Origin of the sequence: Escherichia sp. GZ89 (genome assembly GCF_019366485.1) — a bacterium.
Lineage (GTDB): Bacteria > Pseudomonadota > Gammaproteobacteria > Enterobacterales > Enterobacteriaceae > Escherichia > Escherichia fergusonii.
On sequence record NZ_JAEOHX010000003.1, the window covers coordinates 75,914 to 100,334 of the forward strand.

Annotated in this window: 21 protein-coding genes; 16 read left to right on the plus strand and 5 right to left on the minus strand. The window is 51.7% G+C overall.

What is annotated here, in order from left to right:
• Positions 1–26 precede the first annotated feature (26 nt).
• The 4 genes from igaA to hslO all read left to right on the plus strand — a co-directional run bounded on the left by igaA (position 27) and on the right by hslO (position 4,210).
• Positions 27–2,162: an intracellular growth attenuator protein IgaA gene (gene igaA / locus K0335_RS06840; RefSeq protein ID WP_000104107.1), complete on the plus strand. Its 2,136-nt coding sequence runs from the start codon at positions 27–29 to the stop codon at positions 2,160–2,162.
• A 64-nt stretch (positions 2,163–2,226) separates the two neighbouring features.
• A complete protein-coding gene (yrfG, locus tag K0335_RS06845) occupies positions 2,227–2,895 on the plus strand; it encodes a GMP/IMP nucleotidase (RefSeq protein ID WP_002431764.1) in 669 nt (222 codons plus the stop codon).
• A 10-nt stretch (positions 2,896–2,905) separates the two neighbouring features.
• Positions 2,906–3,307 carry a ribosome-associated heat shock protein Hsp15 gene (hslR, locus tag K0335_RS06850; protein WP_000660487.1) on the plus strand — a complete coding sequence of 134 codons (402 nt, stop codon included), beginning with the start codon at positions 2,906–2,908 and terminating at the stop codon, positions 3,305–3,307.
• Positions 3,308–3,331: 24 nt separating this feature from the next.
• Positions 3,332–4,210 (plus strand): Hsp33 family molecular chaperone HslO, encoded by an 879-nt coding sequence (hslO, locus tag K0335_RS06855; protein WP_015953784.1) that lies wholly within the window; start codon positions 3,332–3,334, stop codon positions 4,208–4,210.
• A gap of 39 nt (positions 4,211–4,249) precedes the next feature.
• On the opposite strand, the gene K0335_RS06860 is transcribed toward hslO, so the two are convergent.
• Positions 4,250–5,971 carry a DUF4153 domain-containing protein gene (locus K0335_RS06860; protein WP_176912995.1) on the minus strand — a complete coding sequence of 574 codons (1,722 nt, stop codon included), beginning with the start codon at positions 5,969–5,971 and terminating at the stop codon, positions 4,250–4,252.
• 376 nt (positions 5,972–6,347) lie between these two features.
• Here K0335_RS06860 and pckA point away from each other — a divergent pair, with 376 nt between their 5' ends.
• The 3 genes from pckA to nadS all read left to right on the plus strand — a co-directional run bounded on the left by pckA (position 6,348) and on the right by nadS (position 8,757).
• Positions 6,348–7,970: a phosphoenolpyruvate carboxykinase (ATP) gene (pckA, locus tag K0335_RS06865; protein ID WP_001265634.1), complete on the plus strand. Its 1,623-nt coding sequence runs from the start codon at positions 6,348–6,350 to the stop codon at positions 7,968–7,970.
• Positions 7,971–8,085: 115 nt separating this feature from the next.
• Positions 8,086–8,403, plus strand: a complete 318-nt coding sequence (locus tag K0335_RS06870) for a type II toxin-antitoxin system RelE/ParE family toxin (RefSeq protein WP_000493754.1) — start codon at positions 8,086–8,088, stop codon at positions 8,401–8,403.
• Positions 8,404–8,460: 57 nt separating this feature from the next.
• Positions 8,461–8,757, plus strand: coding sequence for a NadS family protein (gene nadS / locus K0335_RS06875; protein ID WP_000650976.1), 297 nt, complete (start codon positions 8,461–8,463; stop codon positions 8,755–8,757).
• Between the two features lie 31 nt (positions 8,758–8,788).
• On the opposite strand, the gene envZ is transcribed toward nadS, so the two are convergent.
• Complete coding sequence (gene envZ / locus K0335_RS06880; protein ID WP_001253706.1) at positions 8,789–10,141, minus strand: two-component system sensor histidine kinase EnvZ; 1,353 nt, start codon at positions 10,139–10,141, stop codon at positions 8,789–8,791.
• Complete coding sequence (gene ompR / locus K0335_RS06885; RefSeq protein ID WP_001157751.1) at positions 10,138–10,857, minus strand: two-component system response regulator OmpR; 720 nt, start codon at positions 10,855–10,857, stop codon at positions 10,138–10,140. The genes envZ and ompR overlap by 4 nt, the downstream gene beginning before the upstream one ends.
• Positions 10,858–11,084: 227 nt before the next feature.
• Between ompR and greB the strand changes: the two genes are divergently transcribed.
• From greB to rpnA, 6 genes are all read left to right on the plus strand, one after another.
• Entirely contained in the window at positions 11,085–11,561 is a 477-nt protein-coding gene (gene greB / locus K0335_RS06890; protein WP_000856744.1) for a transcription elongation factor GreB, read from the plus strand.
• A 96-nt stretch (positions 11,562–11,657) separates the two neighbouring features.
• The gene (locus K0335_RS06895) at positions 11,658–13,979 is read left to right on the plus strand and encodes a Tex family protein (protein WP_104920400.1); all 2,322 of its coding nucleotides are present in this window, start codon (positions 11,658–11,660) and stop codon (positions 13,977–13,979) included.
• A gap of 436 nt (positions 13,980–14,415) precedes the next feature.
• Complete coding sequence (gene feoA / locus K0335_RS06900; protein ID WP_001200457.1) at positions 14,416–14,643, plus strand: ferrous iron transporter A; 228 nt, start codon at positions 14,416–14,418, stop codon at positions 14,641–14,643.
• Between the two features lie 16 nt (positions 14,644–14,659).
• Positions 14,660–16,981, plus strand: coding sequence for a Fe(2+) transporter permease subunit FeoB (gene feoB / locus K0335_RS06905; RefSeq protein WP_104920401.1), 2,322 nt, complete (start codon positions 14,660–14,662; stop codon positions 16,979–16,981).
• Positions 16,981–17,217 (plus strand): [Fe-S]-dependent transcriptional repressor FeoC, encoded by a 237-nt coding sequence (gene feoC / locus K0335_RS06910; protein ID WP_000157586.1) that lies wholly within the window; start codon positions 16,981–16,983, stop codon positions 17,215–17,217. Before feoB ends, feoC begins: the two co-directional genes overlap by 1 nt.
• Positions 17,218–17,418: 201 nt before the next feature.
• Complete coding sequence (rpnA, locus tag K0335_RS06915; protein WP_000039065.1) at positions 17,419–18,312, plus strand: recombination-promoting nuclease RpnA; 894 nt, start codon at positions 17,419–17,421, stop codon at positions 18,310–18,312.
• Between the two features lie 218 nt (positions 18,313–18,530).
• Here rpnA and bioH read toward each other — a convergent pair whose 3' ends face one another.
• Positions 18,531–19,301, minus strand: a complete 771-nt coding sequence (bioH, locus tag K0335_RS06920; protein ID WP_001060105.1) for a pimeloyl-ACP methyl ester esterase BioH — start codon at positions 19,299–19,301, stop codon at positions 18,531–18,533.
• Between the two features lie 37 nt (positions 19,302–19,338).
• On the opposite strand from bioH, the gene gntX reads away from it, so the two are divergent.
• The 3 genes from gntX (at position 19,339) to gntT (ending at position 22,291) form a co-directional block, all read left to right on the plus strand.
• A complete protein-coding gene (gene gntX / locus K0335_RS06925; RefSeq protein ID WP_000958727.1) occupies positions 19,339–20,022 on the plus strand; it encodes a DNA utilization protein GntX in 684 nt (227 codons plus the stop codon).
• A 59-nt stretch (positions 20,023–20,081) separates the two neighbouring features.
• A complete protein-coding gene (gene nfuA / locus K0335_RS06930) occupies positions 20,082–20,657 on the plus strand; it encodes a Fe-S biogenesis protein NfuA (RefSeq protein WP_000619389.1) in 576 nt (191 codons plus the stop codon).
• 317 nt (positions 20,658–20,974) lie between these two features.
• Positions 20,975–22,291, plus strand: coding sequence for a gluconate transporter (gene gntT / locus K0335_RS06935; protein WP_001131758.1), 1,317 nt, complete (start codon positions 20,975–20,977; stop codon positions 22,289–22,291).
• 44 nt (positions 22,292–22,335) lie between these two features.
• Here gntT and malQ read toward each other — a convergent pair whose 3' ends face one another.
• Positions 22,336–24,420, minus strand: a complete 2,085-nt coding sequence (gene malQ, locus K0335_RS06940; protein ID WP_104920150.1) for a 4-alpha-glucanotransferase — start codon at positions 24,418–24,420, stop codon at positions 22,336–22,338.
• Position 24,421: the final 1 nt, after the last annotated feature.

The following is a 24,421-nucleotide window of genomic DNA, read 5'->3' on the forward strand; positions in this document are numbered from 1 at the left end:
GAAAGACTAAGTAAGATGGGGAACGCATGAGCACCATTTTGATTTTTGTCGTTGCTTTGCTGGCCTGCTCACTACTTGCAGGGTGGCTACTGCGATTACGAGCCCGACGGGGGCCAGTCAGCTGGGCAAACGCCTTTCCACAAGCGGACACACGTAAACTTAGCACTGAAGAACGCAGTGCGGTCGAAAATTATCTCGAAAATCTGAGTGAAACTCAGCGGGTGCCAGGCCCGACGGGGGCCAGTGCCGCGCCTGTATCGCTTTCTCTGACTGACGAAAGCAACAACGTGGTTATTCTTACGCACTCCATCACACGTTACGGTATCTCGACCGACGATCCCAACAAATGGCGCTACTACCTCGATTCCGTGGAAGTGCATCTGCCGCCCTTCTGGGAGCAGTACATCAACGACGAAAATAACGTTGAATTGATTCATACCGATTCGCTACCACTGGTAATTTCCCTCAACGGCCATACGCTACAAGAGTATATGCAAGAAACTCGCGGCTATGCGTTACAACCGGTTTCTTCTACCCAGGCATCTATTCGTGGGGAAGAGAGTGAGCAGATCGAGTTGCTTAACATCCGTAAAGAAACACATGAAGAGTATGCGCTCAGCCGCCCACGTGGACTGCGGGAGGCATTGTTGGTTGTTGCGTCGTTCTTGCTGTTTTTTTTCTGTCTGATTACCCCGGATGTGTTTGTGCCCTGGCTGGCTGGTGGCGCAATATTGCTGTTGGGTGCGGGGTTATGGGGGCTTTTTGCACCACCAGCGAAATCTTCACTGCGAGAGATCCACTGTCTGCGCGGCACTCCGCGTCGTTGGGGCCTGTTTGGTGAAAACGATCAGGAGCAGATCAACAATATTTCACTCGGTATCATCGACCTGATCTACCCCACTCACTGGCAGCCTTATATTACCCCGGATCTGGGGCAGCAGACGGATATCGACATCTACCTCGACCGTCATGTGGTGCGGCAGGGGCGTTTCCTTTCGTTGCATGACGAAGTGAAAAACTTCCCGCTTCAACACTGGCTGCGTAGCACAGTTATTGCAGCCGGTTCATTACTTGTGCTGGTCATGCTGTTGTTCTGGATCCCACTGGATATGCCTCTTAAATTTACGCTTTCATGGATGAAAGGTGCACAGACCATTGAGGCTACCAGCGTCAGGCAACTTGCAGATTCAGGCGTGCGTGTGGGAGATACACTCCATTTGCGCGGAACAGGTATGTGTAACATACGCACGGCAGGAACCTGGACAGCACAGGCTAACTCACCGTTTATACCGTTTGACTGCTCACAAATTATCTGGAATGACGCCCGTTCTTTACCACTGCCAGAATCTGAGTTAGTTAACAAGGCCATGGCGCTGACCGAAGCTGTTAACCGACAGCTGCATCCGAAATCGGAAGATGAATCTCGCGTCAGCGCAACTTTACGCTCAGCAATTCAAAAATCCGGCATGGTACTGCTTGATGATTTTGGCGATCTTGTACTGAAGACGGCAGATCTGTGCGCAGCCAAGGATGATTGCGTACGATTAAAAAATGCCCTGGTCAACCTGGGTAATAGTAAAGACTGGGAAGCATTGGTGAAACGCGCTAACGCCGGAAAACTCGACGGTGTGAACGTACTGTTGCGTCCGGTAAGCGCCGAATCACTGGACAATCTGGTGACGACGTCAACGGCACCGTTTATTACCCGCGAAACTGCGCGCGCAGCTCAATCACTCAATAGCCCGGCCCCTGGAGGCTTTTTGATTGTCAGTGATGAGGGCAGTGATTTTGTCGATCAACCCTGGCCTTCGGCTTCACTTTACGACTATCCGCCGCAAGAACAGTGGAATGCTTTCCAGAAACTGGCGCAAATGCTCATGCACACCCCGTTTAACGCAGAAGGCATTGTCACGAATATCTTTACTGACGCCAATGGCACCAAACATATTAGTCTGCATCCAATTCCTGACCGTTCCGGCCTGTGGCGTTATCTCGGTACTACATTGCTGTTACTGACGATGCTGGGTAGCGCCATCTATAATGGCGTGCAGGCGTGGCGTCGTTATCAACGTCATCGCACCAGGATGATGGAGATTCAGGCCTATTATGAAAGCTGCCTGAATCCGCAACTGATTACCTCTTCAGAAAGCCTTATTGAATAACACGTTTGCGCGGCAGGTTATGCTACCCTGTCGCGCAAATTGCTTCACTCTGGAGATTTCCCTCATGCATATCAACATTGCCTGGCAGGACGTAGATACCGTTCTGCTGGATATGGACGGCACGTTGCTCGACCTCGCCTTCGATAACTATTTCTGGCAAAAGCTGGTGCCTGAAACATGGGGGGCGAAAAACGGGGTCACGCCACAGGAAGCGATGGACTATATGCGCCAGCAATATCACGACGTGCAGCATACGCTAAACTGGTACTGTCTTGATTACTGGAGTGAGCAACTGGGTCTGGATATCTGTGCGATGACCACCGAGATGGGACCGCGTGCCGTACTGCGTGAAGATACCATTCCGTTTCTTGAGGCACTGAAAGCCAGTGGTAAGCAACGAATTTTGCTCACCAATGCTCATCCGCATAACCTGGCGGTAAAACTTGAGCATACCGGTCTGGACGCACACCTTGATTTATTACTTTCCACCCACACATTTGGTTATCCGAAAGAGGATCAGCGGTTATGGCATGCGGTGGCCGAAGCTACGGGTCTGAAAGCTGAAAGAACGCTGTTTATTGATGACAGCGAAGCGATTCTCGATGCTGCCGCACAATTTGGTATTCGTTACTGCCTCGGTGTCACAAACCCCGATTCCGGGATTGCCGAGAAACAGTATCAGCGCCATCCGTCACTGAATGACTACCGCCGCCTGATCCCCTCGCTAATGTGAAGGAGACGCCATGAAAGAAAAACCTGCTGTTGAGGTTCGACTGGATAAATGGCTATGGGCCGCCCGTTTTTATAAAACCCGCGCGCTGGCCCGCGAAATGATCGAAGGCGGTAAGGTGCACTACAACGGGCAGCGCAGCAAGCCAAGCAAAATCGTCGAGCTGAATGCCACGCTCACTCTGCGCCAGGGAAATGACGAACGCACGGTGATTGTAAAGGCGATTACTGAACAGCGTCGCCCCGCCAGCGAGGCAGTCTTGCTGTATGAAGAGACTGCAGAAAGTGTAGAGAAACGCGAAAAAATGGCGCTGGCACGTAAACTTAATGCCTTAACCATGCCGCACCCGGACCGACGCCCGGACAAAAAAGAGCGCCGCGACCTGTTACGATTTAAACACGGCGACAGTGAATAACTGTCACCTGCAAGAGAGATGATTATGCCGCAACATGACCAATTACATCGCTATCTGTTTGAAAACTTTGCCGTTCGCGGCGAACTGGTAACCGTTTCGGAAACCCTGCAACAGATCCTTGAGAATCACGATTATCCGCAGCCCGTTAAAAACGTGCTGGCAGAATTGCTGGTTGCGACCAGCCTGTTAACCGCTACGCTAAAATTTGATGGTGATATCACCGTACAGCTGCAAGGCGACGGCCCGATGAGTCTGGCGGTCATCAACGGAAACAACAAACAGCAGATGCGTGGCGTCGCGCGCGTACAGGGCGAAATTCCGGAAAATGCCGACCTGAAAACGCTGGTCGGCAATGGTTACGTGGTGATCACCATCACCCCGAGCGAAGGCGAACGCTATCAGGGCGTGGTTGGTCTGGAAGGTGATACCCTGGCGGCCTGCCTGGAAGATTACTTTATGCGTTCTGAACAGCTGCCGACGCGCCTGTTTATTCGCACCGGCGACGTAGACGGCAAACCGGCTGCGGGCGGTATGTTGTTGCAGATAATGCCTGCACAAAATGCCCAGCAGGACGACTTCGACCATCTGGCGACGCTAACCGAAACCATCAAAACCGAAGAACTGCTGACCTTACCGGCAAACGAAGTGTTGTGGCGTTTGTATCACGAAGAAGAGGTGACGGTTTACGATCCGCAGGATGTTGAATTCAAATGCACCTGCTCGCGTGAACGTTGCGCCGACGCGCTAAAAACATTGCCGGATGAAGAAGTGGATAGCATTCTGGCGGAAGAAGGCGAAATTGACATGCATTGCGATTACTGCGGTAACCACTATCTGTTCAATGCAATGGATATTGCCGAGATCCGCAACAATGCGTCTCCGGCAGACCCGCAAGTACATTAATCATGAAATCCGGCAGAGATAACTCTGCCGGACCTAATCTTAATATGACCTTTTCAGTCGTTTACCATCCACAGTGAGATCCTGCCGGACCTGCGGTATGGCACCAATTTTATTCTCAGCCACTGCTTTTAATAGTCGATCACGTGTCAAACCTGATGGCGCCATCAACGTTTCAATCAGCTTCCACTTGTGCTCTTCATAACCGAAGACCAGCACATCACTACTCAGCTCACGATCACCGAATGTAAACAACACCTGCTCTGGCTTACCATCAGTATTGAGATCCTGACTAACAATGACGCATCTATCTGGTTTATTGCAAGATATGACACGATATCGGTACTCCATAACGCCTTCCCAGAATTCTTTATCTGGCGTCTGACTACCTGGAGCAATAGTCACCATTTTGGCTAATAATTCAGCTGTGACAACAAAGGTATCATCGTCACTGTTTTTCAGTATCCGTGCGAGTTGTCCTGCTCGCTTATTGTCACTGGTAAACGTGTCATCTTTCGCCAGCTTTTCCAGCGCTTCACGCCCTGCTCTGCCGTTACGTTGCAGCATATACAAGCTGACCTGATCTGCGGTGATTTTGCCACTTTGATAACGCGCCATATGACTATTTACACTGATGCGTTGAACATCAAGCACCGGAGAACTGAGTAGCAATAAAATGGTAAAAATGAACAAGGAAAGTGCAAGGATCACTTTGCCTTGCAGCAGAAGTGGATTGCACCCACGACGCACAATGCTCGCTACATATCCTACCGACCAGATGAGTAATACCAGTACCGTCAGCGCACCGTACAGCCGCTCTGGCGTCCAGCTATAGGGATGAATACGAAGCCACAATGCCCACCCTGCAAGAAGAACAAACACGGGGGCGATTAGCAGAGAAGCTTTGATAACACAACGCAAAGCAATGGGGTAAGGTAGCGAACTTTTTTGCGGTTCCCGCACAATCGCCATTAGTAACAGTAAGATTAGCGCCAGAATGGAGAGTAAAGCAGTCGCAGAAATACGTTCTGAGATCATCTCCAGCCCAGTAAAGGGCAAGGTAACAATAAATAACAATGCCAGAACAGAAACCAGCGGCAATAACCCAGTGGCGATAAGTGTCAGCAGCTTTTGAATGGCAGTAATTAAACGTGGTTGAGTACGTGCAAGAATCACCGCCAGCGCGGTAATCAGACCAGTAGTAATGTACAGAAACCACTCACTATCAAAAAAAAGTGTTTTGAAAAAATAGATACCAACCAGCCTGAACAATGAACTCCACAGCAGTAAGACCAGCCACACAAGACCTTGCAGGACAATAAAGACAAAAACAGTCAGAGCGTTATGCCAAAGCTGGTTATAAAAATAAGAATAGGAAGGTATGCCTTTACCCTCATGCAGACGGTACTGCAACCAGGGAAGTGCCAGCAACGCCATAAATAATAAACGGCAACCAAATAAAAACAGCATCTCATACTGTTGCCACCTGTCCATGCCTTCAGCGTTGTATTTCTGCCACCATGACAGCGCCAGAACAACAAAGGCGATTACTGCCAGCCAACCCCACAATGCACGTTGTTTAAAAGAAACCACTGTAAGCAGTAGCGTTAGCGAAATAGCCAGCGTTGCGGGCAAACCAAAGAACAACCAACTGTCATGAATGGGCACCAGATAAGTCATCAACAGGTAGCATATGCCTCCCTGAATCAAACCGGTTAACGCCATACCCCAGAGTGTTTTAAGTGAAAGCTCTGTACTATCCATGTTCTGTTCCATGACCAGGAGAAAAATTAATTATCGCATTCAAGCGCAATTAAGAGATTTCAAAGATTTTTTTTCAGAAAAACGCCTGTCGAGGTGAATCGATACTTTAAATGTATCGTTTGCAACATTACTCTGGTGAATGCGATTACACTCACATTATTCCCGACAAAAACACCATTTTTTAACCTTTTAAGAACATTTTCCTCAACATAAAAAGGTTTTCTGACATAATAAGCGCCGTTTCGTGACAGGAGTCACAGCGTTTTATGGAACGTGATTTTGTCGAGATACTTAAATCTATGAGCCTTGTCGCGGTTAACACCCCTCAAATACCCTTAATATTTCAGGTAATACATATTGGCTAAGGAGCAGTGAAATGCGCGTGAACAAAAGTTTAACCCCGCAGGATCTCATGGCTTATGGTATCAACGACGTTCAGGATATCGTTTACAACCCGAGCTACGACCTTTTATTTCAGGAAGAGCTGGACCCGAACCTGAAAGGATACGAGCGCGGTGTGTTGACCAATTTGGGTGCCGTGGCTGTCGACACTGGCGTCTTTACTGGTCGTTCACCGAAAGACAAGTATATTGTCCGCGATGACACCACGCGTGATACTTTCTGGTGGGCTGATAAAGGTAAAGGCAAGAACGACAACAAACCACTTTCTCCAGAAACCTGGCAGCATCTGAAAGGCCTTGTAACCAACCAACTTTCTGGCAAACGTCTTTTCGTCGTTGACGCCTTCTGCGGCGCAAACGCTGACACCCGTCTTTCCGTACGTTTCATTACCGAAGTGGCCTGGCAGGCGCATTTCGTCAAAAACATGTTTATCCGCCCAACGGATGAAGAACTGGTAGATTTTGAGCCAGACTTTATCGTTATGAACGGCGCAAAATGCACTAACCCACAGTGGAAAGAACAGGGTCTAAACTCTGAAAACTTCGTGGCGTTTAACTTAACTGAACGTATGCAGCTGATTGGCGGCACCTGGTACGGCGGCGAAATGAAGAAAGGGATGTTCTCAATGATGAACTACCTGCTGCCGCTGAAAGGCATCGCTTCTATGCACTGCTCCGCCAACGTTGGCGAGAAAGGCGATGTTGCGGTGTTCTTTGGCCTTTCCGGCACCGGTAAAACCACCCTTTCCACCGACCCGAAACGTCGCCTGATTGGCGATGACGAGCACGGCTGGGATGACGACGGCGTGTTTAACTTCGAAGGTGGCTGCTACGCGAAAACCATTAAATTGTCGAAGGAAGCAGAACCTGAAATCTACAACGCTATCCGCCGCGATGCGCTGCTGGAAAACGTCACCGTACGTGAAGATGGTACTATCGATTTTGACGATGGTTCAAAAACCGAGAACACCCGCGTTTCTTATCCGATCTATCACATCGATAACATCGTTAAACCGGTTTCCAAAGCGGGCCACGCAACTAAAGTTATCTTCCTGACCGCAGACGCCTTTGGCGTACTGCCACCGGTTTCTCGTCTGACTGCCGATCAAACCCAGTACCACTTCCTCTCTGGCTTCACCGCCAAACTGGCCGGTACAGAGCGCGGCATCACCGAACCGACGCCAACCTTCTCCGCTTGCTTCGGCGCGGCGTTCCTGTCGCTGCACCCAACTCAGTACGCAGAAGTGCTGGTGAAACGTATGCAAGCGGCGGGTGCGCAGGCATATCTGGTTAACACTGGCTGGAACGGCACTGGCAAACGTATCTCCATTAAAGATACCCGCGCCATTATCGACGCCATCCTCAACGGTTCGCTGGATAACGCAGAAACCTTCACTTTGCCGATGTTTAACCTGGCAATCCCAACCGAACTGCCAGGCGTAGACACGAAGATCCTCGATCCGCGTAACACCTACGCTTCTCCTGAACAGTGGCAGGAAAAAGCCGAAACTCTGGCGAAACTGTTTATCGACAATTTCGATAAATACACCGACACCCCTGCGGGTGCCGCGCTGGTAGCGGCTGGTCCAAAACTGTAATCGGCTGATATCTAACTGGCCCCTTATCCAAACGGATAAGGGGTTTTTTATATCTAATGAGCTACCAATATGTACAAGGTACACTTATAATTACCAATAGACCGCAGGATGCATAATGTTCACGTTTATTGAACTACAAGGATTTAGCAAACGCCGCCAGTTATTGTTGCCTGATGATGAGTTCCGGGCTTTTCAGGAACTACTCATTCAAGATCCCACTGCCGGTGACATTATCGCAGGCACAGGCAGTTTTAGAAAAATTCGCTGGAACCGTTCTGGAATGGGGAAACGGGGTGGCATTCGGATAATTTATTACAACGTAACACGCAATGGCCGAATTTATCTGGCGTTGATTTATCCTAAAAATGAACAGGATGATTTAACAGAAGAACAAAAAAAGGCATTGAAACTATTGTCCGAGAAGCTGCTTTAATGTTGAAGCTCCACAAATTCCACCATGGTGAAATGCCAACGGAGGCATTGAAAACAGATGAAAGATGAATTATTTGCTGATCTTCTTGCCAGCGCAGAAGAAATGGTACGCATCGAAAAGGGTGAAGAAACGCCTGAACCAGAGCACGTCCATACTTTTAGCGAAATCGATGTAAAAGCGATCCGTGAAGCAACGGGCTTACGTCAGCAAGATTTTGCTGTCGCTGTAGGGGTAAGTTATGACCTGGTCAAAAGCTGGGAAACCAAACGCCGTCAACCTACCGGAGCACCCCGAAAATTGCTCCTGCTTTTGCAAGCGAACCCTTTCATTATCAATCAATTGAAAACAATCTAAAAACAGGAGGCACCTTCGCCTCCCGTTTTATTTACCCTTCTTTTGTCGTGCCCTGCGCCCGCGTTACCAGCACTGGCAGCCAGGCGCGAATGGAAAGCCCGCCCCGCTCGCTGGTGCCAAGCTCCAGCATGCCGTTATGGTTATCCACGATACGCTGCACAATCGCCAAGCCTAGCCCAGTGCCGCTAATGGTGCGCGCACTGTCGCCGCGGACAAACGGCTGGAACAGGTGCTTACGCTGTTCCGGCGCAATTCCCGGACCGTCGTCTTCCACCTGGAACCAGGCGCGATTCGGCTCCGTGCCGCTGCTGACTTTGATCCAGCCATTGCCGTAACGAGCAGCGTTCACCACCATATTCGCCACCGCGCGTTTGATCGACAGCGGGTGCATTTTCACTTCAATGCTACCGGGGTAAAGCGCGGTTTCAATTTCCCGCTCATAGCCACTTTCGGCAGCAATCACCTCACCGAGCACTGCGTTGAGATCCGCCATTTCCATCGGCATCTCCTGCCCGGTGCGCAGGTAGTCGATAAACTGTTCAATGATGGCATTGCACTCTTCGATATCTTTATTGATCGATTCTGCCAGGTAGCCATCCTGCTCGCTCATCATCTCGGTCGCCAGACGAATACGTGTCAGCGGCGTGCGCAAGTCGTGGCTTACCCCTGCCATCAGCAGCGTGCGATCATCCGCCAGTTGCTTAACACCAGCCGCCATATGGTTAAAGGCGCGGGTAACGGAACGCACCTCCGAAGCGCCATACTCACGCAGCGGCGGCGGAATAATCCCCTTACCCACCTGCAAGGCTGCGTGTTCGAGATCGACCAACGGTCGGTTCTGGATACGGATAAACAGCCACGCCCCGCCTATCGCCAATAGCATAATCGCCAGCGTATACCGGAACAGCGGAGAAAAATCGCCCTGATGAATTTCGGTCAGCGGCACGCGAACCCAAATATTGGGCGACAGCCAGGTTTTCAGCCAGACGACAGGCGAGCTTTTGTTAACCTCAACGCGCACTTCCGTCGGGCCGCCCAGTTGCTGCGCCATCTGATGGCTTAAGAATTCATAGTGTTGTGCCCAACGCAGCCCGGCCTCTTCGGCAGCTTCGTTGGAATAGAGAGAGATCCCCAGCTCACGGTAGATCTCCCGACGGAAAGCGGGAGGCACAACCAACTGCGTGCCGTCCTCCAGTTGCAGTTTGTCGGTCATCAACATACGCACTTCGTACGCGAGGACTTTATTAAACTGCTGGAGGCTCGGCAAAATCGCGAAGTTCAGCACCACCAGATAAGTCGTCACCAGGCTGACGAACAGCAAGGTGACGATGAGCAATAACGTACGGGCAAATGAACTTCGTGGCGAGAAGCGCAATCGCCTCATGCTTTAGAACCGTCCGGCACGAAAACGTAGCCCAGACCCCAAACGGTCTGAATGTAACGCGGATGCGCCGGATCTTCTTCCACCATGCGGCGCAGACGCGAGATCTGCACGTCGATGGAACGTTCCATTGCGGAATATTCACGGCCACGGGCAAGGTTCATCAGCTTATCGCGGGAGAGCGGCTCACGTGGATGGCTGACCAGCGCCTTCAGTACCGCAAATTCACCGCTGGTAAGCGGCATCGGTTCATCTTCGCGGAACATTTCACGCGTCCCGAGGTTGAGTTTGAACTTACCGAAAGCAATTACCGCCTCTTCCTGTGACGGCGCACCCGGCAGTTCGTTCGCCTGACGACGCAGCACCGCACGAATGCGGGCCAGCAGTTCACGCGGGTTAAACGGTTTTGGAATGTAGTCGTCAGCGCCAATCTCCAGGCCAACGATACGATCCACTTCTTCCCCTTTCGCCGTCACCATAATGATCGGCATCGGGTTGCTCTGGCTACGAAGACGTCGGCAAATCGACAAGCCATCTTCACCAGGTAACATCAAATCCAGTACCATAAGATGGAAAGATTCACGAGTCAGCAGGCGATCCATCTGTTCTGCATTAGCGACGCTTCGAACCTGGAAGCCTTGTTCGGTGAGATAACGTTCCAACAGCGCACGCAGGCGCATGTCGTCATCGACCACCAGAATCTTGTAGTTCTCTTGCATTCTTTGTACTCCCAAAGGTTCGCAACAATTTGTAAGCGTGTATTCTTAAAAAAGCTTACGTTCGTCACCAGCTAAATCTGGTATGAATTTCAGCCTAAATTGTTACAAAGCATATTAAACAGCAGCTTAAGTATACAATTTATTCGGCGAAACATTATTGATTCTGTTGATATGATCACGTTATACCCAATGTGCGCATTATCAAACAGACAAAGGGAATCAACGAGATGAAAACGCCCCTGGTTACCCGGGAAGGGTATGAAAAACTCAAACAAGAGCTAAATTATCTCTGGCGTGAAGAGCGCCCGGAGGTCACAAAAAAAGTGACCTGGGCTGCAAGTCTGGGCGACCGCAGCGAAAATGCTGACTATCAGTATAATAAAAAGCGTCTGCGTGAAATCGACCGTCGCGTGCGCTATCTCACTAAATGCATGGAAAATCTCAAAATCGTCGATTACTCCCCGCAACAGGAAGGCAAAGTCTTTTTTGGCGCATGGGTGGAGATTGAAAACGACGATGGCGTGACTCACCGTTTCCGTATTGTCGGCTACGATGAAATTTTTGGCCGTAAAGATTACATCTCTATCGATTCCCCAATGGCCCGCGCATTGCTGAAAAAAGAAGTGGGCGATCTGGCAGTGGTCAATACCCCTGCCGGGGAAGCGAGCTGGTATGTTAATGCTATCGAGTACGTGAAACCGTAAGGAAGAGTCTTAACCTCCTGCCGATGGCTGGCATTTTTGCCAGCCAGTCCGTATAACTATCCCCTGATTTTTGATCCGAAAAGATGAACTCAAACCATGATGAATGATTCGTTCTGCCGCATTATTGCGGGTGAAATTCAGGCGCGCCCGGAACAGGTTGACGCTGCCGTTCGCCTGCTTGACGAAGGGAATACCGTGCCGTTTATCGCACGTTATCGTAAGGAAATCACCGGCGGTCTGGATGACACGCAGTTGCGTAATCTGGAAACGCGTCTGAGCTATCTACGCGAGCTGGAAGAGAGACGTCAGGCAATCCTCAAGTCCATTTCCGAGCAAGGCAAACTGACCGACGAGCTGGCGAATGCTATCAACGCCACCTTAAGTAAAACCGAACTCGAAGACCTCTACCTGCCCTACAAACCTAAACGCCGCACCCGCGGGCAAATTGCTATTGAAGCAGGGCTTGAGCCGTTGGCCGACCTGCTGTGGAACGATCCGTCGCACACGCCAGAAGTCGCCGCTGCACAATATGTTGATGCCGATAAAGGCGTAGCAGATACCAAAGCCGCGCTGGACGGCGCACGCTATATCCTGATGGAACGGTTTGCCGAAGATGCCGCGCTGCTGGCGAAAGTGCGTGATTATTTATGGAAGAACGCGCATTTGGTTTCTACGGTGGTGAACGGTAAAGAAGAAGAAGGGGCGAAATTCCGCGACTATTTCGATCATCACGAACCGCTGTCAACGGTGCCTTCTCACCGCGCGCTGGCGATGTTCCGTGGGCGTAACGAAGGCGTACTCCAGCTTTCGCTGAATGCCGATCCGCAGTTCGATGAGCCGCCAAAAGAGAGCTATTGCGAGCAAATCATCATGGATCACCTCGGTCTGCGCCTGAACAATGCCCCGGCGGATAGCTGGCGCAAAGGCGTGGTGAGCTGGACCTGGCGCATCAAGGTGCTGATGCATCTGGAAACCGAACTGATGGGCACAGTGCGTGAACGCGCGGAAGATGAAGCAATCAACGTCTTTGCCCGTAACCTGCACGATCTTCTGATGGCGGCCCCTGCCGGACTGCGTGCAACGATGGGCCTCGATCCGGGTCTGCGTACTGGGGTAAAAGTGGCGGTAGTCGATGCGACGGGTAAACTGGTGGCGACCGACACCATTTACCCGCACACCGGACAAGCCGCAAAAGCAGCGATGACCGTTGCTGCCTTGTGTGAAAAACATAACGTTGAACTGGTGGCAATCGGTAACGGTACGGCTTCCCGCGAAACTGAGCGTTTCTATCTCGACGTTCAGAAGCAGTTTCCGAAAGTGACCGCACAGAAAGTGATCGTCAGCGAAGCAGGCGCGTCGGTTTACTCGGCTTCCGAACTGGCGGCGCAGGAGTTCCCGGATCTCGATGTTTCGCTGCGTGGCGCAGTGTCTATCGCCCGTCGTTTGCAGGATCCGCTGGCGGAGTTGGTGAAAATCGATCCGAAATCTATCGGCGTAGGTCAGTATCAGCATGACGTCAGCCAGACGCAGCTGGCCCGCAAGCTTGACGCAGTAGTAGAAGACTGCGTAAACGCCGTTGGCGTCGATCTCAACACCGCTTCCGTTCCGCTGTTAACCCGCGTGGCGGGTCTGACGCGTATGATGGCGCAAAACATTGTGGCCTGGCGCGATGAGAACGGCCAGTTCCAGAACCGTCAGCAACTGTTAAAAGTCAGCCGCCTGGGACCAAAAGCCTTCGAGCAGTGCGCAGGCTTCTTGCGCATTAACCACGGTGACAACCCGCTGGATGCCTCTACTGTTCACCCGGAAGCCTATCCGGTGGTGGAACGCATTCTGGCAGCAACGCAGCAGGCACTGAAAGATCTGATGGGTAACAGCAGCGAACTGCGTAACCTGAAAGCGTCTGACTTTACTGATGAGAAATTCGGTGTGCCGACGGTAACCGACATCATCAAAGAGCTGGAAAAACCGGGTCGCGATCCGCGTCCGGAATTTAAAACCGCCCAGTTTGCCGATGGCGTCGAGACAATGAACGACCTGCAACCGGGGATGATCCTCGAAGGTGCGGTGACCAACGTCACCAATTTTGGTGCTTTTGTTGATATTGGCGTACATCAGGACGGCCTGGTTCACATCTCTTCATTGTCGAACAAGTTTGTGGAAGATCCGCATACCGTGGTGAAAGCGGGCGACATTGTGAAGGTGAAAGTGCTGGAAGTGGATCTTCAGCGTAAACGTATCGCCCTGACTATGCGTCTGGACGAGCAACCTGGCGAAACCAACGCCCGTCGCGGGGGCGGTAATGAACGCCCGCAAAACAACCGCCCGGCAGCCAAACCACGCGGTCGTGAAGCGCAGCCTACCGGTAACAGCGCGATGATGGATGCGCTGGCGGCGGCAATGGGCAAAAAACGTTAAACGCCCTGATTAGCCCCTAAACCTGCGCGATAAGGCGTTCACGCCGCATCTGGCAACGAACGCCTAACGAGACATAAAAGTGCCGGAGAATATCTCCGGCCTTTTTATTCCACAGCGAAACTCACAATATATTCCGGCAATATTTATCATCACATTAACAATTAAAACTTTAATCAAACATTAACCTGTCCTAATAATTCATCATCCAAATTATATTTTGCTCCGATATAACCTTGAGCCACATCAACATTCACGCAGATTATTATCTAAACCAACATTCGCACACATTTTAAGTATTGCTGATAGAAACCATTCTCATTATCATTGTGATGTTGATTATTTAATCTCTCCTTCGTTGGCGAATCATCTGGTCTCATGTCGCTGTCAAACGCCCCATGAGGTAGTTATCCAGTTTGTGAGAAACAAGTAGGCACCTATGCAATACACTCCAGATACTACGTGGAAAATTACCGGCTTTGCCCGTGAAATCAGCCCGGCATATCGCCAAAAACTGCTTTCTCTGGGTATGTTGCCAGGCTCTTCTTTTAATGTGGTGCGCGTTGCTCCACTCGGCGATCCCATTCATATCGAAACCCGTCGTGTAAGCCTGGTATTACGCAAAAAAGATCTGGCCTTATTAGAAGTTGAAGCGGTTTCCTGTTAATACAGTGAGAACAACAATGAAAAAATTAACCATTGGCTTAATTGGTAATCCAAATTCTGGCAAGACAACGTTATTTAACCAGCTCACTGGTGCACGTCAGCGTGTAGGTAACTGGGCTGGCGTTACCGTCGAACGTAAAGAAGGGCAATTCTCCACCACCGATCATCAGGTCACGCTGGTGGACCTGCCCGGCACCTATTCTCTGACCACCATCTCATCGCAGACCTCGCTCGATGAGCAAATCGCCTGCCACTATATTTTGAGTGGTGACGCCGATCTGCTGATTAACGTGGTGGATGCTTCAAATCTTGAGCGTAACCTGTACCTGACACTGCAACTGCTGGAACTCGGCATTCCCAGCATCGTGGCGCTGAATATGCTCGACATTGCCGAGAAGCAAAATATTCGCATTGAAATTGATGCGCTGTCGGCACGTCTTGGCTGCCCGGTGATCCCGCTGGTATCAACCCGTGGTCGGGGTATTGAAGCGCTCAAGCTGGCGATTGACCGCTATAAAGCTAACGACAATGTGGAACTGGTGCATTACGCACAGCCGCTGCTCAACGAAGCAGATTCACTGGCAAAAGTGATGCCTTCCGACATCCCGCTGAAACAACGTCGCTGGCTGGGCCTGCAAATGCTGGAAGGCGATATCTACAGCCGCGCCTACGCCGGTGAAGCGTCGCAGCATCTTGATGCCGCCCTCGCCCGTCTGCGTAATGAGATGGACGATCCGGCGCTGCACATTGCCGATGCGCGTTACCAGTGCATTGCTGCCATCTGTGATGTGGTAAGCAACACCCTGACGGCAGAACCCAGCCGTTTCACCACTGCGGTAGATAAAATCGTGCTCAACCGTTTCCTCGGTCTGCCGATTTTCCTCTTTGTGATGTACCTGATGTTCCTGCTGGCTATCAACATCGGCGGGGCGTTACAGCCGCTGTTTGACGTCGGCTCCGTGGCGCTATTTGTGCATGGTATTCAGTGGATTGGCTACACGCTCCACTTCCCGGACTGGCTGACTATCTTCCTCGCCCAGGGCTTGGGTGGCGGTATTAACACCGTTCTGCCACTGGTGCCACAGATCGGCATGATGTACCTGTTCCTCTCCTTCCTCGAGGACTCCGGCTATATGGCGCGTGCGGCGTTTGTGATGGACCGTCTGATGCAGGCGCTGGGCTTGCCCGGGAAATCCTTTGTACCGCTGATCGTTGGTTTCGGTTGTAACGTACCGTCGGTAATGGGCGCACGTACGCTTGATGCACCGCGTGAGCGTCTGATGACCATTATGATGGCACCGTTTATGTCCTGCGGCGCGCGTCTGGCTATCTTCGCAGTATTTGCGGCTGCCTTCTTCGGGCAGAATGGCGCACTGGCGGTCTTCTCGCTGTATGTCATCGGTATTGTGATGGCGGTGCTGACTGGCCTGATGCTCAAGTACACCATCATGCGCGGTGAAGCGACGCCGTTTGTCATGGAGCTGCCGGTCTACCATGTACCGCACGTTAAAAGTCTGTTTATCCAGACCTGGCAGCGTCTGAAAGGCTTCGTTCTGCGTGCGGGTAAAGTGATTATTATCGTCAGCATTTTCCTGAGCGCATTCAACAGCTTCTCGTTGAGCGGGAAAATCGTCGATAACATCAACGACTCGGCACTGGCTTCTGTCAGCCGGGTGATCACCCCAGTTTTCAAGCCGATTGGTGTACATGAAGATAACTGGCAGGCAACGGTTGGCCTGTTCACGGGCGCAATGGCGAAAGAAGTGGTAGTGGGTACGCTCAACACCCTCTACACCGCAGAAAATATTCAGGACGAAGAGTTCAATCCGGCGGAATTTAACCTCGGTGAAGAGCTATTCAGCGCGGTAGATGAAACCTGGCAGAGCCTGAAAGACACCTTCAGTCTTAGCGTACTGATGAACCCCATTGAAGCGAGCAAAGGCGACGGTGAAATGGGTACCGGAGCGATGGGCGTGATGGATCAGAAATTTGGAAGCGCAGCAGCTGCTTACAGCTACCTGATTTTCGTTCTGCTGTATGTACCGTGTATCTCGGTGATGGGCGCTATCGCGCGTGAATCCAGCCGTGGCTGGATGGGCTTCTCCATCCTGTGGGGGCTAAATATCGCTTACTCGTTGGCAACATTGTTCTACCAGGTCGCCAGCTACAGCCAGCATCCAACCTACAGCCTGGTATGCATTCTGGCGGTTATCCTGTTTAACATCGTGGTTATCGGTTTGCTGCGTCGCGCGCGTAGCCGGGTCGATATCGAACTGCTGGCAACACGCAAATCGGTAAGCAGTTGCTGTGCAGCCAGCACCACTGGCGATTGCCACTAATGGCTTCACTTATTCAGGTGCGTGATTTGCTGGCGTTACGGGGCCGTATGGAAGCGGCCCAGATAAGCCAGACACTGAACACCCCGCAACCCATGATTAACGCCATGCTGCAACAGCTGGAAAGTATGGGCAAAGCCGTGCGGATTCAGGAAGAACCTGACGGCTGCCTCTCCGGGAGTTGTAAAAGCTGCCCGGAAGGCAAAGCCTGTCTGCGTGAGTGGTGGGCGTTACGTTAACCTTGTTTTACTACCTGTTTTGAAAGCCCGGTATGCGTTTGCAACCGGGCTTTTTTGCGTGCGGCTTTCCATAAAAATGCAACTCTTGCAGTACAACGTAAGTTCCTCTGAAAGCGTCTCGCAGGGATGAAAACTCGCTAATGCACAGGTGTGGAGTGGCGCGTAGAGTCGCGGCATTCAAACAACAGGTGAAGGAACGCCATGAGCAAAAAGCAGAGTTCCACCCCACACGATGCGCTGTTCAAACTCTTTTTACGCCAACCGGACACGGCACGCGATTTTCTTGCGTTCCATTTACCGGCACCTATTCACGCGCTCTGTGATATGAAAACCCTCAAGCTGGAGTCGAGCAGCTTTATTGATGACGATCTGCGTGAAAGCTATTCCGACGTGCTGTGGTCGGTGAAAACGGAACAAGGACCGGGATATATCTATTGTCTGATTGAACATCAAAGCACCTCAAACAAACTGATCGCATTTCGCATGATGCGTTACGCCATTGCCGCAATGCAAAATCACCTGGATGCCGGATACAAAACGTTGCCGATGGTGGTGCCATTGTTGTTTTACCACGGCATTGAAAGCCCATATCCCTATTCACTGTGTTGGCTGGATTGTTTCGCCGATCCCAAACTGGCCAGACAGCTTTATGCCTCTGCATTTCCGCTGATTGATGTCACTGTCATGCCTGATGATGAAATCATGCAGCACCGGCGCATGGCGCTGCTGGAGCTAATTCAAAAACATATACGTCAACGCGACCTGATGGGGCTGGTAGAGCAAATGGCCTGCTTATTAAGTAGTGGATACGCTAATGACAGACAAATCAAAGGGCTGTTTAATTACATACTGCAAACTGGCGATGCAGTACGTTTTAACGATTTTATCGATGGTGTGGCCGAACGTTCACCGAAACACAAGGAGAGTTTAATGACTATTGCGGAAAGATTGCGGCAAGAAGGGTTTCAGAAAGGTATACGTACCAACGCCCTAAATATTGCCAAAACCATGCTGGATGCCGGAGTCTCTCTTGAGGACGTTCTGCGATTTACCAGCCTGACGGTTGAAGACCTTGCTGAAATAAATCATCAATAACGTTAAGGATGGTTTAATGACAGATGCAGAAAGAGAATATCTTATTAGTTACCTGATTGGTTATTTATTGGGTCGACGCCTGGAAGCCCTGGATATCGCCAAAAGAATGCTGTAATCCGGAGTCCCTCTTGCAGACATCATGCGATTTACCGGGGTGTCAGAAGAGGAGTTGGCTGCGGCGAGCCAGTAAAGTTCTGTCTCGCCATTTCAAAAGCTGTCTACACCCTCTGCTTGAACGCCACCAGCAGGTGACAAAACTCGTCCGGATGCGAAATAAACGGCGCATGGGCCGCTTTGGCGAAGATGTACGACTCGCTGTGTGGCCAGAGTTTATCCAGCATCGGCACCACTTTGCGCGGCACCAGGCCGTCGAGATAACCATACAATCGCAAAAATGGCATTGGTACGTGTTGCAGCGGCTGGCGGAGATCGACCGTTTTCAGAATTTCCAGCCCGCCATTAAGCACGTCGACCTCCGGCATCGGTAACGCCAGAACGGTTTTCCTCAGCGCTCGCGCATCCTGGCGTGCCGTTTCAGTACCCATGGTTTGTAACGCCAGGAACCGCTCCACTGTACGCTGAAAATCATCACTGAGTTGCTGCTGGAAACCTGCCAGCACGTCCGGTTTTATCCCCGGCCACTCGTCACGAGCACTAAAACACGGTGATGACGCAACGGTGACTATCGCCTGAACACGCTCGGGATGGGTTAACGCAATCTGGCTTGCCACCAGCCCGCCCAGACTCCAGCCTAGCCAAATGGCTTTATCAGGTGCCTGTCGCAGCACGACTTCGGCCATATCAGCAAGCGACATCGCACCAAATCCCCGGCTGCGCCCGAAACCGGGCAGATCAACAAGGTGCAGCGTAAAATGCGAGCTAAGTTCCTCATCAATGCAACGCCACACTTCGGCATTCAGTCCCCATCCGTGCAGCAGCACAAGATGAACATTCCCCTGACCTTTGGTCTGCCACCAGATGTTATTCATCCGCTATTGTTCTCTTTTTACTTACAAGGATGAACATATGCTAACAGTACCGGGATTATGCTGGCTATGCCGAATGCCCCTGGCGTTAGGTCATTGGGGGATTTGTTCGGTCTGCTCACGCGCCACCCGTACAGATAAAACGTTATGCCCACAATGTGGATTACCTGCCACACACTCCCATCTTCCCTGCGGTCGCTGCCTGCAAAAACCGCCACCCTGGCAAAGACTGGTCACGGTTGCCGACTATGCGCCGCCATTAAGTCCGCTTATACACCAGCTTAAGTTTTCCCGGCGCAGCGAAATCGCCAGCGCCCTGTCACGTCTGTTACTATTGGAAGTCTTACACGCCCGTCGCACCACCGGCTTGCAACTGCCTGATCGCATCATCAGCGTTCCGTTATGGCAGCGGCGTCATTGGCGTCGGGGATTTAATCAGAGCGATTTGCTGTGTCAACCGTTATCACGCTGGTTGCACTGCCAATGGGATAGCGAAGCCGTCACGCGTACACGGGCCACCGCGACCCAGCATTTTCTCAGCGCCCGGCTGCGCAAGCGCAACCTGAAAAATGCCTTTCGCCTTGAATTGCCTGTGCAAGGTCGCCATATGGTGATTGTGGATGATGTCGTTACCACTGGAAGTACCGTCGCAGAAATTGCGCAGCTGCTTTTACGCAATGGTGCGGCGACAGTCCAGGTCTGGTGCCTTTGTCGAACCTTGTAGAGCCTCGATGATGGGCGTATTATAACCAACTAAAATAGTCAACTATTAGGCCATTTACTATGATCCGTATTTCCGATGCTGCACAAGCGCACTTTGCCAAACTGCTGGCAAATCAGGAAGAAGGGACACAAATCCGCGTATTTGTGATTAACCCTGGCACGCCTAACGCTGAATGTGGTGTTTCTTATTGTCCGCCGGACGCTGTGGAAGCCACCGACACTGCCCTGAAATTTGACCTGCTGACCGCGTATGTTGATGAATTAAGCGCTCCTTACCTGGAAGATGCAGAGATCGACTTTGTTACCGACCAGTTGGGTTCTCAGCTGACGCTGAAAGCCCCGAACGCCAAAATGCGTAAAGTAGCAGACGATGCGCCGCTGATGGAGCGTGTGGAGTATATGCTGCAATCGCAGATCAACCCGCAACTTGCCGGTCACGGCGGTCGTGTTTCGCTGATGGAAATCACCGAAGACGGTTACGCCATTCTGCAATTTGGCGGCGGCTGTAACGGTTGTTCAATGGTCGATGTGACGCTGAAAGAAGGGATCGAGAAGCAGCTGCTGAACGAGTTCCCGGAACTGAAAGGTGTACGCGATCTCACCGAACACCAGCGCGGCGAACACTCTTACTACTAAGTCACCCCTTTTGTAGATTGCCCGATGCGACGCTAAAGCGCCTTATCGGGCTTACTCCATCCCTGTCGTCCCCCCCCGAGATAATTTGACCTGGGTCGCATAATTTAAATTTACCCCGCTCTGGTGATTCTCAAGCGCACAATGTTACCCGTATCATTCGTATGGGCACCAAACACACTCATAACATCTGACTACACTAATTAGGTTTAGTAGTCATCAGCCGTGGTGCCGTTATATCTCTGTTCCCAGTTGGGGCAGTCATAATTTATCGTCAGAATCCTGACGTTACCCATAACAAATTAAAGGCCAGGTAAATCATGCCATTAGTCATTGTTGCTATCGGTGTAATCTTGTTATTACTCCTGATGATCCGCTTCAAAATGAACGGCTTCATCGCTCTCGTCCTGGTGGCGCTTGCTGTTGGATTAATGCAGGGAATGCCACTGGATAAAGTTATTGGCTCCATCAAAGCTGGTGTCGGTGGTACGCTCGGCAGCCTTGCCCTGATCATGGGTTTTGGCGCGATGCTGGGCAAAATGCTGGCAGACTGCGGTGGTGCACAACGTATCGCCACCACGCTGATTGCCAAATTTGGTAAAAAACACATCCAATGGGCGGTAGTGTTAACCGGTTTTACTGTCGGTTTTGCCCTGTTCTATGAAGTGGGCTTCGTGCTAATGCTGCCGCTGGTGTTTACCATCGCGGCTTCCGCGAATATTCCACTGCTGTATGTTGGTGTACCAATGGCGGCTGCACTCTCTGTGACCCACGGCTTCCTGCCACCGCATCCGGGTCCGACTGCGATTGCCACCATTTTCAATGCCGATATGGGTAAGACCCTGCTGTACGGCACCATTCTGGCAATCCCGACTGTTATTCTTGCTGGTCCGGTTTATGCTCGCGTGCTGAAAGGTATCGATAAGCCAATTCCGGAAGGTCTGTACAGCGCGAAAACCTTTAGCGAAGAAGAGATGCCAAGCTTTGGCGTCAGCGTCTGGACCTCTCTGGTGCCGGTTGTGCTGATGGCGATGCGTGCGATTGCTGAAATGATCCTGCCTAAAGGTCACGCTTTCCTGCCGGTGGCGGAGTTCCTCGGTGACCCGGTAATGGCAACGCTGATTGCCGTGCTGATTGCGATGTTCACCTTTGGTCTGAACCGTGGTCGTTCAATGGATCAGATTAACGACACGCTGGTTTCTTCCATCAAAATCATCGCGATGATGCTGTTGATCATCGGTGGTGGCGGTGCGTTCAAGCAGGTGCTGGTAGACAGCGGCGTGGACAAATACATTGCTTCCATGATGCACGAAACCAATATTTCTCCGCTGCTGATGGCCTGGTCGATTGCTGCCGTACTGCGTATCGCGCTGGGTTCTGCAACTGTTGCGGCAATCACTGCGGGGGGTATCGCGGCACCACTAATTGCAACGACGGGTGTTAGCCCGGAACTGATGGTTATTGCGGTTGGTTCCGGTAGTGTGATTTTCTCTCACGTGAACGATCCGGGCTTCTGGCTGTTCAAAGAGTACTTTAACCTGACTATCGGCGAGACCATCAAGTCCTGGTCGATGCTGGAAACCATTATCTCGGTGTGCGGTCTGGTAGGCTGTCTGCTGCTGAATATGGTGATTTGATAACACTGACTGCCGGATGCATCGCATCCGGCATCAACCGCACTCTATTTCTTCTTCCCTATCGCCCTGCGCCGCTTGTCCAGATCCTTAATCAACTTGTTCACCTCATAATCGGCAAACATCGACTCAAGCGTTGCAGAAAGCTTACGTCGCCAGTTTTTATACTGGTAACTGGTGCCGGGGATATTCACCGGGTCCGCCATATCCAGCCAGTCTTCTGGCTGTAGCCCTAACAGGGCGCTGTTGCTGTCAGCGATATAACGTTGCAAACCACGATTCAGCGTCGGCGTCATCGACATCAACGATGCCTTATGCCCGGCACGTTTTGGCAGACAGCCATATTTATGCAGCGCATCCAGCAGCCCTTGCTTCGCCAGTTCGCGATCTTCATACAAACCTTGCAGCACGTCTTCATCCGGGTACAGCCCCAGCGTTTTGCCGAGCGTTAAATCCCCGCTCTCCCAGTAGCCACGAAGCGTAGGCAGGTCGTGTGTTGCCGCAACCGCCATCGACTGTTCCGGATACGCTTTTGGCGCGCGGAATGTCTTCTCGTGGTCGCTTTCGAAATAGAGCACTTTGTAGGAGTACACACCGCTGCTGCGCAGTTTACCGACAATCTCTACCGGTACAGTGCCGAGATCTTCACCAATCACCATGCAGCGATGGCGCTTACTTTCGAGTGCCAGAATCGAGAGCAGATCATCTACCGGATAGTGAACATACGCGCCCTGATCTGCCGTCTCGCCATACGGTATCCACCACAAACGCAGCATCGACATCACATGGTCAATTCGCAACGCGCCGCAGTTTTGCATATTGGCACGCAACAGCTCGATAAACGGTTCATAGGCACGCGCGGTGATGATATGCGGATCCATCGGCGGCAATCCCCAGTTCTGCCCCAGCGGGCCGAGGATATCCGGCGGTGCGCCAACCGACGCTTTCAGGCAATACAGTTCACGGTCGCACCAGGTTTCCGACCCACCTTCCGCTACGCCAACCGCCAGGTCACGATACAAGCCAATCGGCATTTCATGGCCCTGGCTTATCTCCCAGCAGGCGGCAAACTGGCTGTAAGCCAGCCACTGCAACCAGAGATAAAAATCGACGTCATCACGATGTTCTTCGCAGAACTGGTGCACTTCTGGTGAATCCACGTTCTGATACGCCTGCGGCCATGCTGGCCAGCCCCAGCGCATTTCGTCTTCTTTCACTTGCTGGGCATGTAACGCGTCAAACGCCGCCTGCCAGAACAGGCTGTCGCCCTGCTCTGCAACAAACTGGCGAAACGCGGCCATCTGCTCATCATCACGTTGCGCAAAACCTTTCCACGCCATCCGCAGCGCTGTCATTTTCAGCGCAGTGACGGTGGAGTAATCGACCCAGTCGGCATCCCGCGCCTGTTGCAGCGTCTGTTGCGTGGTCGGTAACTGCCACCAGGCCTGAGCCTCTTCGCTAAGATGGAAATCTTCGACGGCGTTAACGTCGATATAAACCACATTTAGCCAGCGACGAGAAGACGGGCTATACGGGCTGGCACTTTCCGGATTTGCCGGATAGAGCGCATGAATCGGGTTCAGACCGATGAACGACCCACCACGTTTTGCCACATCCACCAGCATCGCTTTGAGATCGCCAAAATCCCCAATACCCCAGTTTTTTTCCGATCGCAGCGTATAAAGCTGGACGCAGGCGCCCCACAGCTTTTGTTTATTCAGCAACGCCTGCGGTTCGTAACAGCGTTTCGGGGCGACAATCACCCGGCAATGCGCGCGCTGGTCGTCCTGGGTGAGTGTCAACGTGTGATAACCTTCCGGCAACTTCGTCGGTAAATTGAACGCTTTGCCCCCCGTTACATGGCCTTTGAACTGCGTGCCTTCTTCGGTGGTCAGCAGCCAGCTATATTCGCCGCTGCCCTCCACCGCCATCGGCATTTTTTTGCCGCTGGTATAGACCATGACATTCGGGACTGGCGTTACCGCCACTTTCGTGGCGGTACGTTGATGCATCGCGTCAAGCAAACGCCGTTTGGTTTCGGCGCTAATCGACTGCGGTTTACCGTGGGCATTGATGTAATTGGGGCTGATCCCCGCCGCCAGCGCGGCATTATCCAGACGTTTGCTTTCCATC

Excerpts from the sequence above, each read along its gene's own strand:
- igaA (WP_000104107.1), top strand. The coding sequence starts at position 27 with ATGAGCACCATTTTGATTTTTGTCGTTGCTTTGCTGGCCTGCTCACTA.
- yrfG (WP_002431764.1), top strand. The coding sequence starts at position 2,227 with ATGCATATCAACATTGCCTGGCAGGACGTAGATACCGTTCTGCTGGAT.
- hslR (WP_000660487.1), top strand. The coding sequence starts at position 2,906 with ATGAAAGAAAAACCTGCTGTTGAGGTTCGACTGGATAAATGGCTATGG.
- hslO (WP_015953784.1), top strand. The coding sequence starts at position 3,332 with ATGCCGCAACATGACCAATTACATCGCTATCTGTTTGAAAACTTTGCC.
- K0335_RS06860 (WP_176912995.1), bottom strand. The coding sequence starts at position 5,971 with ATGGATAGTACAGAGCTTTCACTTAAAACACTCTGGGGTATGGCGTTA.
- pckA (WP_001265634.1), top strand. The coding sequence starts at position 6,348 with ATGCGCGTGAACAAAAGTTTAACCCCGCAGGATCTCATGGCTTATGGT.
- K0335_RS06870 (WP_000493754.1), top strand. The coding sequence starts at position 8,086 with ATGTTCACGTTTATTGAACTACAAGGATTTAGCAAACGCCGCCAGTTA.
- nadS (WP_000650976.1), top strand. The coding sequence starts at position 8,461 with ATGAAAGATGAATTATTTGCTGATCTTCTTGCCAGCGCAGAAGAAATG.
- envZ (WP_001253706.1), bottom strand. The coding sequence starts at position 10,141 with ATGAGGCGATTGCGCTTCTCGCCACGAAGTTCATTTGCCCGTACGTTA.
- ompR (WP_001157751.1), bottom strand. The coding sequence starts at position 10,857 with ATGCAAGAGAACTACAAGATTCTGGTGGTCGATGACGACATGCGCCTG.
- greB (WP_000856744.1), top strand. The coding sequence starts at position 11,085 with ATGAAAACGCCCCTGGTTACCCGGGAAGGGTATGAAAAACTCAAACAA.
- K0335_RS06895 (WP_104920400.1), top strand. The coding sequence starts at position 11,658 with ATGATGAATGATTCGTTCTGCCGCATTATTGCGGGTGAAATTCAGGCG.
- feoA (WP_001200457.1), top strand. The coding sequence starts at position 14,416 with ATGCAATACACTCCAGATACTACGTGGAAAATTACCGGCTTTGCCCGT.
- feoB (WP_104920401.1), top strand. The coding sequence starts at position 14,660 with ATGAAAAAATTAACCATTGGCTTAATTGGTAATCCAAATTCTGGCAAG.
- feoC (WP_000157586.1), top strand. The coding sequence starts at position 16,981 with ATGGCTTCACTTATTCAGGTGCGTGATTTGCTGGCGTTACGGGGCCGT.
- rpnA (WP_000039065.1), top strand. The coding sequence starts at position 17,419 with ATGAGCAAAAAGCAGAGTTCCACCCCACACGATGCGCTGTTCAAACTC.
- bioH (WP_001060105.1), bottom strand. The coding sequence starts at position 19,301 with ATGAATAACATCTGGTGGCAGACCAAAGGTCAGGGGAATGTTCATCTT.
- gntX (WP_000958727.1), top strand. The coding sequence starts at position 19,339 with ATGCTAACAGTACCGGGATTATGCTGGCTATGCCGAATGCCCCTGGCG.
- nfuA (WP_000619389.1), top strand. The coding sequence starts at position 20,082 with ATGATCCGTATTTCCGATGCTGCACAAGCGCACTTTGCCAAACTGCTG.
- gntT (WP_001131758.1), top strand. The coding sequence starts at position 20,975 with ATGCCATTAGTCATTGTTGCTATCGGTGTAATCTTGTTATTACTCCTG.
- malQ (WP_104920150.1), bottom strand. The coding sequence starts at position 24,420 with ATGGAAAGCAAACGTCTGGATAATGCCGCGCTGGCGGCGGGGATCAGC.